Source organism: Shewanella sp. ALD9 (genome assembly GCF_002836315.1).
GTDB lineage: Bacteria > Pseudomonadota > Gammaproteobacteria > Enterobacterales > Shewanellaceae > Shewanella.
Window position 1 is genome coordinate 263481 of sequence record NZ_PJCD01000003.1, and the last position, 14914, is coordinate 278394.

The following is a 14914-nucleotide window of genomic DNA, read 5'->3' on the forward strand; positions in this document are numbered from 1 at the left end:
TTAAAGTTGCTCCTCAGAAACCATAACGCCATGTAATCGTATATATTTTGTCGTAACTTCTTGAGGTTTACCTTTCCTCAATGAATGGCCTAATCTTATTGCCACTTCAAGTAATGCAGCATTGGACGATCCTGTCTTTTGTTTCATTGAGTGGTATAATTCAGTCGCAAAAGTGTGTCGGCAGTCGTGATAACTTAATTTTTGATTCATTTGAGGTATTTTCTTTCGAATCTTTGTAAATACATTACTTGCACACCCACTCGAGATTTTCTGTCCTATAAAAACATTGTCCATATTGACAAATAATGAGTCATGTTCTATGAATTTGATGGGAGAGCGACTTGTGTTTAGTCCTTTTTTTAATTTTGATATTCGAGTTTCTTCTTTTTCTTGCATGATTTTTTTACCCATCTCAACATGCGTGTGCCTTTCAGTATCTATATATCTTTCGATTAATTTCAATATGTTTCTGCTAAGATATACTTGGCGTTGAGAACTGTTTTTTGTAAATTTTGAGCTAAGATGATATTGAAAATATTCTTTATTTTCATTTGATTTCATCTTTGCAATCAAGGTTTTCAATCCATCGCATTTTTTATTGCCGACATAAAAGTCATTAATGAGTAAACCTTGATTTTCTTTAGCTCTTAATCCTACACTCCAGCCCATTTTTAGTATTAAAAAATCACGTAGAGAAGTTTTATTCGCTTCTTTTTTGAGAAGTTCTCTAACTTCACGACTAAGGTAACTAATCTTATCTTGCCCACCAGTCCGGCCAGATATCTCTTGTTTTATTCTTACTTTAAGTTTTAACTCCATTCGTTCACAAAGCCCTGAATTCCACATCCAGCCATAGAAGAATGTTAGTGCTGCTACATGAACATTTAGAGTACTTATATTGTTTAACTTGGGTGCTAAAACTTCATTAATATAATGATTTATGAATTTTGAAGATGCGTGACTTGAACCATGTAATAACGATGGAATCTCTGTTTTTTGCTCTTTGTCGATAGATTCAAGATACAAAAGGTACTTTTTAATTGGTGGTATGTATGCATCGAGAGTTGAATCAGAAAGATCTCCTTCTTTTACTCTAAATTCGATAACCCCATTACGCCCTTCAATTTTGTCAACCTTATATGAAACCAAGTTAACCCTTGATGATAATGTGAATAGTGTAGGAAGCATTATTAATCGACCTTCACAATCAAGAAAAACACATACATTTTTATAGCTGTATCCTCCAAAATCATAAGAAGGTAATTTAACAATTTTCATCTTCACCTCTAAATATTAAGAATGCTTCAAATTTGTAACATAACGTATACATGTAATGTAGGTTAGTTTTCATCCATGTCAATCTTTTAATTTTAACATTCTTTCTTGGTAGTGATAACTTTACAAGATACCCCAAAAGCACGCATAACCTTTAATGCGACAGTAACAGCTCCGCAAGGTTTACGTGCGGTTATGAGTGCTGAAAATAACCCTGAATTGCCAGATAATGGTGTGTTTACCTTTTGCATGAGCAAACCCATTCCAACACATTTATTAGCCATTGCTGTTGGAGAGTTAAGCTTCCAAGCCACTGGGCCTCGAAGTGGTATTTATACTGAACCCGGTATGCTTGCTGCTGCAGTTAAAGAATTTGAAGATACTGAATCAATGATCTTAATGGCAGAGTCCATACTCGGGCCTTATGCTTGGGGGCGTTATGACATGATTGTTTTGCCACCGAGTTTCCCTTTTGGTGGTATGGAAAATCCTATGCTGGCATTTATGACTCCCACGCTAATTGCTGGGGATAAAAGTCTTGTGTCCACGGTTGCTCATGAATTAGCCCATTCATGGACAGGTAATTTAGTCAGTAATGCGACTTGGCGAGATTTATGGCTTAACGAAGGATTTACCACTTACTTTACCAATCGTATTGTTGAAGCTATTTATGGTAAAGAGCAGGCAGAACTTGAATGGGTTATCGAGTACGGACGTTTGCAAGAGGAAATGGAATCGACTCCCTTAGTCAACCAAACTCTACCCGCCAATGTCCAAGACCAAGATCCTAATCTGGCATTTAATCGGTTTACCTACGATAAAGCATCGATGTTTGTTCATGAACTTGAAAGCCGATTAGGCCGGCCTGCATTCGATAGCTTTCTATCCCAGTATGTTGAGCATTTTTCGTTTCGCGCGATTACTACCGAAACATTCATTGATTATGTAAAACAGACATTGCTGGTGGAACATCACGATAAATTAACCCTGCCAGAACTCAATGAATGGGTATACGGGCAAGGATTACCACTATGGTTTAAAGGCCCTACATCAAGCAGCTTGGATAAAGTTGACTTGGCTGTGGAAGCTATTGTCAAAGGCGCTTCAGCAAGTGAGTTGTTGGTGAGTGAGTGGCGAGTTCATCACTGGCAGTATTTTCTGACTCAATTACCGTTAATGGTAAGCCAAGCCACGTTATTAGATTTAGATGATACTTTTACATTAACAAACAGTCCCAATGCCGAAATAGCGTGTGATTGGTATCGCGTTGCCATCCGTAATCACTATGATCCTGTATTACCAGCATTAAGTGATTATTTATGCCGTATCGGCAGAGGTAAATTTGTTAGACCTTTGTTTGTTGAATTACAAATAGCAGGCTATCAACAAGAATTAGCTGAAATTTATAAAAAAGCTCGTGCTGGTTATCATCCTTCATTGCAAATTCAGTTAGATAATTTACTCAATTTTTAACAAGAAAATGTTATGACCTTTAACATCAAAAAAAGACAAAAAAAATGGCAGCCATATTGGCTGCCAAAATAACTCTTTCCGGGTTGTCATTAACGGTGCGCTAGCGTGTTAATACTTCCCAATGGGGATGATGATGAACATTAAAACGGTGTAGCAGTAACTCAATCTTAACTGAAGTTTGAGGTAAGTAGGATAAATCACTAAGCAGTGTCATCAATTAACTCCGGGGGAGAAGGCTAACTCATCATACTGCACTTACTTCAAACTACATTTTAATCATTACATACTTGTTCGTACAATAAATAAGACCGGGTCATATCAGGAAAGTTCACAAAGAAAATGAAATTTTTTAATTTATTTTTGTGATAGTCACTTTTTTGAACCCTTTGGTCGATATTTTTGGGGAAAGGATACGTTTTTTTAATTAAAAATAGCGTTAGAGTTAACCTGAATTCGATAATATAGATTATTAAAGCTATCGTAATTAGGCACTTAAGTTTTTTATTCTGAGGTGAACTCAAGTAAGTAATGGGTTACGCATATGACCGCGGCAAATATCGATGGTGAGGCATTTGGGTTTTATTTATGTAAAGCACAAAATGAACCTAAAAAAAGGGCAACCAATTTGGTTGCCTAAGTCGTTCTTTGTGGGGGGCGATTAACGGTGCGCTAGCGTGTTAATACTCCCCAAATAGGGATGATGATGAACAATAAACATTAAACGGTGTAGCAGTAACTCAATCTTAACTGAAGTTTGAGGTAAGCAGGATAAATCACTAAGCAGTATCATCAATTAACTCCGGTGGAGAAGGCTAACTCATCATACTGCACTTACTTCAAACTACATTTTAATCATTACGTACTTGTTCGTACAATAAATAAGACCGGGTGATATCAGGAAAGTTCACAAAGAAAATGAATTTTTTTAATTTATTTTGTGAGAGTAATTTTTTTTGATCTATATGGTCGATATTCCCTGGAAAAGGTTTCGTTTTTTTAATTAAAAATAGCATTAGAGTTAACCTAAACTTGATTTTTTGTTTTTATAAATGCTTTTTAATCAGTTGTTTATTCTGATTTTGAGGTAAATTCAGGTAAGTGATGGGTTATGCATATGACCGTGGCAAATATCGATGGTGAGGCTTTTTGGTTTTATTTATGTGTAGCACAAAATGAACCTAAAAAAAGGGCAACCAATTTGGTTGCCTAAGTCGTTCTTTGTGGGTCGTGATTAACGGTGCGCTAGCGTGTTAATACTCCCCAAATAGGGATGATGATGAACAATAAACATTAAAACGGTGTAGCAGTAATTCAATCTTAACTGAAGCTTAAGGTAAGTAGGATAAATCACTAAGCAGTGTCATCAATTAACTCCGGGAGAGGAGGTTAACTCATTATGCTGCACTTACTTCAAACTACATCTTCTTCGTACAATAAATAAGACCAAGCGTAATTAGGAAAGTTCACAATAAAAATAATTTTTTTACATTTATTTTGTGAGAGCAAGGTTTTTTGTTTTCTTAGCTGGTTTTTCGAAGGATTTATTAGGTTTTTAAGAGCTAAAAATGGCATTTAAATGAACCGAAACTCGATATTATAGTTTATCAAAGTCTTTATAATTAAGTACTTATTTATCACTATGCTAGTTATACCAATCCTATTAAATATGTGATCTTTCAGCGGGAGTTCAAAGTGCTGTAGGCAAGGCAGATGATTGAAGCGAATAGTGATTCTATTTTGAAAACATCTAACGAAGCATAAAGTACTTTGAAACCCGCCAGAAAGGAGTCTCTCAGGTATTCCACTTCTGTGTTGCATCGATTTAAAAGGGAACAGCCATTTCTACATCAATGCGCCTTGAATTAAAAAACCTGAGAGACTCTGAACTGATCAGATATTTAATGAGATTGGTATTATAGCTCTGAGGTGTACTCAAGTAAGCTATTGGTTCTGTATATGGTCGCGGTAAATATCGATGATGATGCTATTTTTGGTTTTATTTGTGTAAAACACAAAATGAACCTAAAAAAAGGGCAACCAATTTGGTTGCCTAAGTCGTTCTTTGTGGGTCGTGATTAACAGTGCGCTAGCGTGTTAATACTCCCCAAATAGGGATGATGATGAACATAAAACTGTCGCGACAAGCAAATACAAAAGTCAGTAATCAAACCTTTGGATACACACTAAAACGTTGGAGGAAGACGCTTAGCGAGTACATATCTTACTTGTTACATATCTTACTTGTTACATATAGTCTGACTAGTGCTCGTTAGAATAGTTCATTAAATAATGAAAAAATTTAAAAATAGATAATCAATGGGTTTTACTCATCATTGGTAGTTGCACGTGGTTCTATGTAAATGACGTTTATCGTGGCATAACATCTGCTGTCTCGAGAGCCTAAAAATGGGTTTTACAAAATTTTTTTCAAGCTCCCAGACCAGGTTACCCAATATCGAAATCGACTTAGCGAAACTCATTAGCTTAATTACTGTGAGTTAAACTACATCACCTATTTAGGTGTAGTGATAAACATGCGCAGTGCTAGTTAGCCCCCATCTCTTAATAATAGCTGGGATAAATCGATGAGAATGGTTTTATTTCATGTTGGTAATATCAAACTTGGCTAATATTGCTTTGCCTATTTATGCTATTTGACTATTTACGATATTAGGGCGCATTGACACATTGCTGTGTGTTGCGTGCAAGCCAATGCGGTGAAGTTAGCTGGTTATGATCTTATGTTGATGAGCTTCCCTATATAGAAAACACATCACTAGGGTAGACCTAAGCTAGACCATGAAACGCATTCTAGTTGCGTTGTACAATCAACAGACATAAAAAAAGGCAATCAAATGACTGCCTATCGATCGACTTAGCGATCAAGGGGACCGCGCTAGAAGTCCCAGGGAGATGATGAACAAAAGTGAATATCACTGTTACTAAGTTGGAGTGCCTAATGGTTTAAAAGTTCAATATAAATGAATTCTTTTATCAAAATAGTGAGATTAATTTTATACTGATTATTTTTCAGTGGCTTAAGAGTTTGCTTTTTCTAACGGTTTTTCATTGTTTGAGTACTTCTATTCGAAAATATCGTTAAATGAAAATATGGCAGACTTTAGATGTTCACTTACCAGGAACTGACTAAGCCGTGAGCAAAAGCAGGGTGATTATCATGACATCAATCACCCAAAGCCATTCTCATTGATTATCGGCCTTCGATTACACGATAGAGGCTATGGCTATCTAAGCAGTTTTTCAATGACAGCGTTAAGGTCTTCTGGTTTTGTTGTTGGTGCATACCGTTCAATCACGTTTCCTTGTTTATCGACTAAAAACTTAGTGAAGTTCCATTTTATCGACTCACTACCTAAAAGACCTTTGGCAGACTTTTTAAGATGTTGATATAACGGATGGCTGTTACTGCCATTGACTTCAATTTTACTAAATAATGGGAATGTCACGCCAAAGTTTAGTTCGCAAAATTGGCTGATCTCATCTTCATTGCCTTGTTCTTGCTTGCCGAATTGATTGCAAGGAAAGCCTAAAATAACTAAACCGCGATCTTTATACTGTTGATATAGTGCTTCAAGTGCTTTGTATTGTGGGGTGAAGCCACATTTACTTGCTGTATTAACAATAAGCAAAACGTGATCTTTAAAATTCTCCATAACAACATCATTGCCTTGAATGTCTTTTACGGAAATAGGGTAAATAGCTGTGGTCATGTGATGCTCCTTTATATGAAAGATAAACTATAATGTGAAAATGCTTAGCTGGCAATTAAGTTGTTGACAACCTAATTTATCTGTTTGCTTATCAATACCAATTTCAATATAGTTGCGCATATTTTACTATCAAGAATTAAGGGCGGGCTGATGAGTGAATTAAAGAACGAACTTAGTTCTGAAGATGAAATCGACACCAGTTCACAACCACAGGCTGATGTCAGTCAAGTGGTTCATTTGTTAACTGAAGCAGAAGGCGATGAACAGGCCGAAATGTTCAGTGAAATCTTGACTGAAGCAGAACCAGGCACAATTGCTTTATTATTAGAATCGTTACCACTTGATGAACGTTATGAACGTTGGCAGCAAGTCGATGTTGAAGAGCGTGTAGACGTTCTAAACTTAATGCGCGCCGATCCTCGTTTAGGCATTGTTAAGAAAATGCCAGATGAGGAACTAGACTTACTCTTTTCTCAATTAAGTCCTGAAGACCTTATTGAATGGAGTGATTCATTACCTGACAACATTACCGATCGTGCATTAGCACAGATGGGTGAACGTCAACGTAAGCACTTCGAACTGTATGATCAATATTCTGAAAATGAAATCGGTCGTTATGCTGATCACCAGATGTTGGCATTAAGTCTTACCTCTACCGTCGCGCAAGGACAACGCTTTTTTCGCCGAATTGACTTAGATTGTAATGACCATCTATTTTTAGTAGATAAAAACGATAAATATTTAGGTACAGTGCGTCGTTATGACGTTTTCAGAACTGCGGATCTTGATACTCAATTGCAGGCGTTAAAATGGGATGACAGCCGAGTTATCTCTGCGGATTCATCTTTAATCGAAGCAGCCGAAGCCATTGAGCATAGTCGCGAACTTGAATTACCGGTTGTCGATGAAGATGGTATATTAATTGGGCGAATGACACTGCGAACTGCTACAGCATTAGTGCGTGAACATTACGAAGCACAATTAATGGCAACTGCTGGTATGGATGAACACGACGATTTATTCGCCCCGATAGTGGTGGGTGCAAAGCGTCGTGCCGTGTGGCTAGGGATAAACTTACTCACGGCATTTTTAGCATCTGCTACTATTGGATTATTCGAAAATGTATTGTCGCAAGTGGTCGCGTTAGCGGTATTGATGCCAATTGTTGCTTCAATGGGTGGCATTGCAGGTAGCCAGTCGTTAACGTTAATGATCCGCGGTATGGCAATGGGTCAGATTTCTGCTGGTAACGTGATGTCGTTGATGAAAAACGAACTCGGTATCGGTGCGCTAAATGGCATGCTGTGGTCGATTGTCATCGGTATTATTGCCGGATGGTGGTTTAACGATACGATAATGGGCGTCGTTATTGCCTGTGCTATTTTAGTTAATATGGCTGTTGCTGCGATTGCTGGTGTGATGGTGCCGATGATTTTACAGCGCTTTAATCAAGACGCTGCTTTATCTGGTTCAGTTATTCTGACCACAGTGACTGACGTTGTAGGCTTTTTTACTTTTTTGGGGTTAGCCACCATATTTTATCTGTAAAAGGTCAATTTCAGAGACATCGAAATACACTGATTCAATATTGCCAACGCTTTACTTAAATGGTCTTGAGTTTCTCAAGGCCATTTTTTTCAACAAAAAAGCAAGTTGCAGGCAACTTGCTTTTTAAACTTGATGAGAAAATTCTGTTAAATTATTTCCACTTAGCAGGCGCGAACTCCATTTCTGCATTATCGTCAAAGTAACGGCGCTTAGTATCTCGGCGACGCTGTTTTACTTTTTTCGATTTTGGTTTTCCCTTGATGTTATCGCCCCATGGCGCATCATCTTCATCAAATTCAAATGAGTGTGACATTTTCAACATTCCAGATAACTGTACCTCTGTTGGTACAGCCTCTTTTTACCTAAAGTTAATGACAAGCTAAAGCGAAATATTTCATCCTTGATGGTAAAAATTATTGCACGTAAAAATGACACTGATATGACAATTCATTTTTTACTTTAAATAATTAAACTTTACTAAGCACCAATTCATTAAGGCATTGAGCTAATTGTTGTTGCCAAGGTTTGGGCATGGCGATTGAGTGCGATAAGCGGGTGTCTAACACACTGAAAGTGGGCCTATTAACGATAGATGTATATTGTTCTGATGTTATAGGCTGCAAATAAATTGATTGAGGTAATAAGCCTAACGCTATTCCTTGTGTTTTGATCTCTTGAGCAAACTCATACCAAGTACACTTACCTGCATTACTCCAATGGTAAATAGCTGACCATTGTTTTTGTGAACACAGTTTCCACAGAAAAAGTGCAAAGTCGTCAACCATTGTCGGGCTACCTGTTTGGTCATTGACAACTTTGATGGGATTGTCTGCGCTTGAACCTATCGTTTGTTGATTATGTGACTGCTCCATTAACTTCAGCATCGTGGTAACAAAATTATTGCCACTGTGATGATAAAGCCAAGAAGTTCGCACAATACAAAATAGAGCCGATTGATAACCCAACAATATCTCTTCGGCGAGTAATTTTGATTGCCCATAAGCATTAATAGCTGATGGTTTTTGTGTCACAGAATAAGGTGTCGATGAGCGACCATCGAATACATAATCAGTCGACAATTGGATTAGTTTGATTCCATAATTACTGGCTGCTTTTGCCATATACTCAACGGCTAATGCATTTGTTTGCATTACTGCAGCTGGGTTTATTTGTGCTTTTTCTACATTAGTATAAGCCGCGCAGTTGATGATGATATCGGGGCGATAAAAAGCTAATGCCTCATCAATGAGTTGTGGCTGAGTAATATCAACTAGTTGATGGTTGAGTTGGATTAGTTCTGCTGTTTTGGGCTGAGTACGTTTTAAGGCTTGGGCGAGTTGACCTGTTTGGCCAAATGTTAATATTTTCATTAAGAGTGAACCAAGTGCCATTGAACAGTTTGGTGTAAACCATCTGAGAAGCTATATTTTTGTATCCAATTCAATGTTATGGCTAGTTTAGTCGCATCAATCGCATAAGTTTTACCTACGTTACCCTGTGTTAATATCGTTATTAAAGCTTCAATATGATCACTTGATGTTTCACGGATCTGATATTGTGAATTTGGACAGTAGTTGCTTTTTTTTTGAAAAGCATATGTTTGATTTCCTTCCGGAAGCTCATGAATTGAAATATGATACAAACTAATTGATTACCCTTAATCAGCCATTCAAAAATGCTTTTTTCTAAGTGATTAATTTTTAAATTTTAGCACAGCTAACATCAATTAATCAGATTTGTTATTGATGTTATTCAGCGAGATGTGTGGATGTTTTCTGACCTAGTCCTTCGATTTTATCGACTCTATATCGCTCTGCGTCTGGGCCTGTAATTCGCCTAAATTTTACATCTAACAAATATAAGTGATCGGAATAGACTTGATAAATATGTCCACGATCTAAAATGATAATGTTACCACTTTTATCCCACTTAAATGTTCCGCTGCCACGATAAGGATTGGGATCAGTGCCTAGACGAATAGTGTGGATGGTATATTGGTTCGGTTGGGTTAGTTCAAGAGTGGTATCCATTCCATCGCAACTCGGGCATGGGAATACACCATGATACACACCTTGCCATTGCAAAGTGTTTTGACTACTTGAAGTTGTATCTATAGTCGAGGTGTCTTGTTGGCCGCAGCCGACGATTGTTAATATAATCACTAACCATAAATTTTTCATCTAAAATCCTTTTAGATACAAAATTGTTACGAATGTGACGCTCGGCAGTTCTGGTTTTATGTGTCTCAAGTGAATGATCAACAATTTAAAATAATATTCACTTTTATAAACGTGACTATGTAAAACATGTCTATTTGACTCAAGCTAAACCAGTATGACGAGGATGACTTTAATATAGATAACCAAAGCGCACTCGCGCTTTTATCATCAATTAATCCCGATGTTAATTCTTGATGTTAATATATAGGTATATCATAGATTTTGAGTATTAACGGTTAAACTTTAGTCTGTATATCGAAAAATTGTTTTATTTCATCAATTCTATCCATTGCATCTTGATAACCTAAATCAATCAAGGTGGTGGTATAGCTTTTTTCGAATAATAAATACGACACAATACTCGAGTCAGACTGTCTGTTAATACCAAATAATTTCAATAAAGTTCTGATTGCAAAAGGCATATCATCATAGAACCGTTCTGCAATTCGGCTTAAATCTTGACTAGGTTTTATCACTAAAGTATCAATATGACGCAAGTTCAAGGTTTCACGGTCTTGTGGGGATATCATTGATAAGGTGCTGTTGACCCGTTGCAGACGCTCTAAGTCGCTGTTCAATGTGTCCGAGAAAATGGTATCTAATAAATGTCCGGCGATTGTTGCTGTTTTAGGGTGATATTCAAACTCGATGGGAAAGTGTTTGTGTGGACTGTCTAAATTAATCACAAATATTTTACTAGCACCTAGGTGGATAGGGCTTGATAGTGGCGATAATTGATGGACGGACCCATCACCATAATAGGCTTGATTAAGTTTAATTGATGGGAATACCATTGGAATTGCTGAGCTTGCAAGTAAGTGCTCAGTATTTAATAAACTGCGAATACCAACTCGTCTAGCACGTTGCCAATCATCAATGTGTTCGTTACCTTGATAGAAAGTATATGAACGTGAATTGTTGTAGCATGATGAGTCGATACTGATAGCTTTGAGTGCATCATTACCAATATTACGATCAATTCTTTTAAAATCGATAAGGTTATTCAGCAACTCTCGTAATGGTTGATTATCCAGTAGGCTGCCAGCATCAGTATTGACTTTGTCATCTTGTAGACCTTTAATTGCCATTCGTCCCAAATGTCTCAACACTTGAGGGATCGAAGTGCGATAGACTTTATGGGTTTCAAAATGACGCCACACCCAGTCCAGTTTTTTTATGGCCAAATGGAAACAAGATGCGTGGGTCGCTATCGATATTGCATTAATGGCTCCTGCAGATGTACCACAAATAATATCAAATGGAACATTATGGTTGCGTGGGTAAAACTGCACTAACGCTTTTAATACGCCAATTTGATAAGCAGCCCTTGCCCCACCACCTCCAAGTACTAATGCTGTTGATACTGGCAATATCGGTCCTTTAATCGGTTAAGTTTGTTTGATTCTAGTATGAATTCTTTTTGTGTTCTACACCAGTTACTAATAAGTCGACTATGCTATTTATTGTCTATCCTTTATCTTCACTATATCTATTATCGAGGTTAATACTTTGAGATGAAAAGTTGAACATGATTACGATCACTCATTTGCAACACCATATCGAGATTGATAATAAGATCTAAAGTAATCTTTTACTCGTATTGTTATTTAGTCTTCATGATAAAACTAATGTAAATAGTTCATCATAGATTGTTGATGTTGATTTTGTTAACGAATACTCAATTGATTATACCAATTTAAGGATGGCATGTGGCTCTGTTTAAGACAACATCAGAAGTATCGGTTGATAACGATGCAGCACATAAAGCAAAGCAACTTTCTCCCTGGAAAATTGCCATCATTGATGATGAACCAGGCATACATGATGTGACTAAATTTGCATTAAGTCATTTTGAGTTGGAAGGTAGGAAACTCGCTTTTTATTCAAGTTTTAGCGCTGAAGATGGATTCATTTTACTACGCGATGAGCCTGATATCGCGCTCGCATTTATCGATGTTGTGATGGAAAACGATCACGCGGGGCTGGATTTAGTTGAACGTATTCGAGGTGAGTTAAATAATCACAGAACAAGGATTATTCTTCGCACTGGTCAGCCGGGCAGCGCTCCTGAGGAAAGGGTGATCAGAGAGTTTGATATTAATGACTACAAAGCAAAAACAGAATTAACCGCTACCAAACTTAAATCGTGTGTTTATGCTTCCTTGCGCTCGTATCGAGATATTAACACAATTGAACTAAGTCAGCGTGGGATGGAGAAAGTCATCCAAGCTTCTTCTTCTGTGCTACTAAGCAATACACTGCATCATTTTGGCAGTGCTGTTCTTGAACAAACATTGCAATTACTTAATTTGAATAGCTCAGCGCTTTATTTAACCAGTTTTCGTGAAGATCTCTACCAAGATACTCATATGAACCTATTAGCCGCGACTGGGGATATGGTGAGTTACCGTGAAATAGAAAATGTCGAATCACTACCGGGTGAAGTGAAAGAGTATATTATTGAAGCCATTAGTTTAGAGAAGTCGATAGTTCACGATAATATTTATGTAGGCTTTTATAAGTTTGGCCAAGATGTTACCAGTATTTTATACCTCCAACACGACACCGCATTAACGCCTTTGCAGGTCAGGATCCTTGAATTATTTGCTGCCAATGTTAGTTTGACCTTTGAAAACCTTTCAAGCAAAGAAAATGTCCAACAAACGCAACGTGAACTGATCCTAATTATTGGTGATGCGATTGAACAGCGCAGTAAAGAAACCGGTGCTCATGTTAGGCGTGTGGCAGTGATGAGTGAAATGCTGGCTAACCATATTGGTATGAGCGATGATTTTGTTGAAACCATGCGCTATGCAGCCCCTTTACATGATGTGGGTAAAATTGGTATCCCTGAAAGTATTTTACATAAACCCGGTAAGTTGACCGATAGTGAGTGGGAAATCATGAAAACCCATGCAGAAAAGGGCTACACCTTACTTGCGGCATCAAATCGTATCATAGCCAAAATGGGCGCTCGTATTGCCTATACACATCATGAACGATGGGACGGTAATGGTTATCCTCGTGGGTTAGTTGCTGATGCAATACCGATTGAAGGTCGCATTATGGCTATCGTGGATGTAATTGATGCACTGTTGTCAAAACGCAGTTATAAAGACGCCTGGTCCGCTGAAAAAGTAAGAGATTATTTAATTGAGCAGTCAGGTAAGCAATTTGATCCTTTGATGTGTGATGCCAGTTTAACCTTGCTTGATAAGTTTGTAGAGATCCAGCAACAAATGCCAGATGAACCTGCGCAAAGCACACATTAAGTTATCTATTATGAATCAGAATTTAGATCAAGTATTACTTGCTGTCAGCCGGTCTGAATTAATTGATACTGGAGACTTAGATTCGGCTTCAAAATTGATTGTCGATTCAGTTTGTCGCGGACTCGATATCGACAGGGCAGGTATATGGTTGTTAACAGAAGATAATCAATCAATCGGTTGTTTTTTATTAGTTGATAATCAAACTAAACAAAATAATATCACGCTAACTCGCTTAGCGTTTCCGGGATATTTTCGCGCTCTCGATACAGAAAGAACGATTGCTGCCAGTGATGCTATGACAGATCCTGCTACCTGTGAGTTTAAAGACATTTATTTGCGCCCCAATGCAATCACAGCCATGTTAGACAGCCCAATAAGGCATGCTGGTAAAATGATCGGCATTATCTGTTGTGAGCATAAGGGAGGCGTTAGGCATTGGAGCCGTGATGAGCAATCATTTGTGAGCTCTTTGGCTGATTTGTATGGTAGAGCTGTTAACGCTAAAAAGGTCAAGGCTTACCAAAATGAACTTGAATTGAATAATTTAGCCTTAGAAGCAGAAGTTGAAAAGCGAACCGCAGAGTTAAAAAATGCGATTAATAACCTACAAGTAACGCAAACCAGTTTAATAGAGAGCGAAAAGCTTGCCGCCTTAGGTAATCTTGTTGCTGGTGTTGCACATGAAGTTAATACTCCATTAGGTATTTCGGTGACATCAACAAGCCACTGCATCGATGAGTTAACTAAACTCAAAACTTTGTTCGCTGCGGGTGAATTAGAACAACAAGACTTTGAAGAGTTTATCCATACACTTACTGACGGATTATATTTAATTGAACGCAATTTATCGCGTGCCGCTGAGTTAGTTCATAACTTTAAACGCACCGCCGCTGACCAGCTTATTCTAGAAAAAGAACAGGTTAATTTAACTGAATATTTGGAGCAAATATCTTCCCCTCTTAGGCCATTAACCCGTAAGCAAGGTATCGAGCTTGATATTCAAATAGAACCAGACTTGGTTGTTGAATCTTATCCTGGTGCTATAGCACAAATCTTTACTAATCTAGTGTCCAATTGCTTTCGGCATGCATTTCCTGTCGATTATGTAGGACAAAAGCGAATTATATTAGGCGCTAATTACTGTGGTGATGAAATAAAGATGTTTTACAAAGATAATGGCAAAGGTTTGAGCCCTGAAGTAAAGCGGAGAATATTTGAACCTTTTTTTACTACCGCACGCAATATTGGTGGCACAGGGTTAGGCATGTCTATTGTGTATAATCTAGTAACGCAAAAATTAGGCGGTAGGCTTGAGATTATTTCAGAGTTGAATCAAGGCCTTGAAATCGATATTTATATCAAAAATATTACATAAAAGTGTTTTGCAGCGATAAAA

Annotated in this window: 9 protein-coding genes and 1 pseudogene; 4 read left to right on the top strand and 6 right to left on the bottom strand. The window is 37.6% G+C overall.

Annotated features, from left to right (window positions below; translation table 11 throughout):
• Positions 1–1278: a site-specific integrase gene (locus tag CXF88_RS08790; protein ID WP_101086523.1), complete on the bottom strand. Its 1278-nt coding sequence runs from the start codon at positions 1276–1278 to the stop codon at positions 1–3.
• A 114-nt stretch (positions 1279–1392) separates the two neighbouring features.
• On the opposite strand from CXF88_RS08790, the pseudogene CXF88_RS08795 reads away from it, so the two are divergent.
• Positions 1393–2748, top strand: a pseudogene (locus tag CXF88_RS08795) (M1 family metallopeptidase); the annotation flags it as partial.
• Between the two features lie 3245 nt (positions 2749–5993).
• On the opposite strand, the gene CXF88_RS08800 reads toward CXF88_RS08795, so the two are convergent.
• On the bottom strand, positions 5994–6479 hold the full coding sequence (locus CXF88_RS08800; protein ID WP_101086524.1) for a glutathione peroxidase: 486 nt from the start codon (positions 6477–6479) through the stop codon (positions 5994–5996).
• 150 nt (positions 6480–6629) lie between these two features.
• Between CXF88_RS08800 and CXF88_RS08805 the strand changes: the two genes are divergently transcribed.
• Entirely contained in the window at positions 6630–8027 is a 1398-nt protein-coding gene (locus CXF88_RS08805) for a magnesium transporter (RefSeq protein WP_101086525.1), read from the top strand.
• A 151-nt stretch (positions 8028–8178) separates the two neighbouring features.
• Here the strand turns inward: CXF88_RS08805 and CXF88_RS08810 are convergent, their stop codons facing one another.
• The 4 genes from CXF88_RS08810 to CXF88_RS08830 form a co-directional block, all read right to left on the bottom strand.
• On the bottom strand, positions 8179–8340 hold the full coding sequence (locus CXF88_RS08810; RefSeq protein ID WP_041413129.1) for a hypothetical protein: 162 nt from the start codon (positions 8338–8340) through the stop codon (positions 8179–8181).
• Between the two features lie 154 nt (positions 8341–8494).
• Positions 8495–9397 (bottom strand): dTDP-4-dehydrorhamnose reductase, encoded by a 903-nt coding sequence (gene rfbD / locus CXF88_RS08815; protein WP_157822789.1) that lies wholly within the window; start codon positions 9395–9397, stop codon positions 8495–8497.
• Positions 9398–9775: 378 nt separating this feature from the next.
• Positions 9776–10207, bottom strand: a complete 432-nt coding sequence (locus tag CXF88_RS08825; RefSeq protein WP_101086527.1) for a copper resistance protein NlpE — start codon at positions 10205–10207, stop codon at positions 9776–9778.
• Between the two features lie 275 nt (positions 10208–10482).
• Positions 10483–11616, bottom strand: coding sequence for a patatin-like phospholipase family protein (locus CXF88_RS08830; RefSeq protein WP_101086528.1), 1134 nt, complete (start codon positions 11614–11616; stop codon positions 10483–10485).
• Positions 11617–11955: 339 nt separating this feature from the next.
• Between CXF88_RS08830 and CXF88_RS08835 the strand changes: the two genes are divergently transcribed.
• Positions 11956–13518, top strand: coding sequence for a DUF3369 domain-containing protein (locus CXF88_RS08835; protein WP_101086529.1), 1563 nt, complete (start codon positions 11956–11958; stop codon positions 13516–13518).
• A gap of 10 nt (positions 13519–13528) precedes the next feature.
• The gene (locus tag CXF88_RS08840; RefSeq protein ID WP_197708428.1) at positions 13529–14893 is read left to right on the top strand and encodes a GAF domain-containing sensor histidine kinase; all 1365 of its coding nucleotides are present in this window, start codon (positions 13529–13531) and stop codon (positions 14891–14893) included.
• The last annotated feature ends 21 nt before the right edge of the window (positions 14894–14914 follow it).

Bases quoted from the DNA above. Each gene is read 5' to 3' on its own strand.
- CXF88_RS08810 (WP_041413129.1), bottom strand. From the start codon at position 8,340: ATGTCACACTCATTTGAATTTGATGAAGATGATGCGCCATGGGGCGAT.
- CXF88_RS08840 (WP_197708428.1), top strand. From the start codon at position 13,529: ATGAATCAGAATTTAGATCAAGTATTACTTGCTGTCAGCCGGTCTGAA.
- CXF88_RS08825 (WP_101086527.1), bottom strand. From the start codon at position 10,207: ATGAAAAATTTATGGTTAGTGATTATATTAACAATCGTCGGCTGCGGC.
- CXF88_RS08805 (WP_101086525.1), top strand. From the start codon at position 6,630: ATGAGTGAATTAAAGAACGAACTTAGTTCTGAAGATGAAATCGACACC.
- rfbD (WP_157822789.1), bottom strand. From the start codon at position 9,397: ATGAAAATATTAACATTTGGCCAAACAGGTCAACTCGCCCAAGCCTTA.
- CXF88_RS08790 (WP_101086523.1), bottom strand. From the start codon at position 1,278: ATGAAAATTGTTAAATTACCTTCTTATGATTTTGGAGGATACAGCTAT.
- CXF88_RS08800 (WP_101086524.1), bottom strand. From the start codon at position 6,479: ATGACCACAGCTATTTACCCTATTTCCGTAAAAGACATTCAAGGCAAT.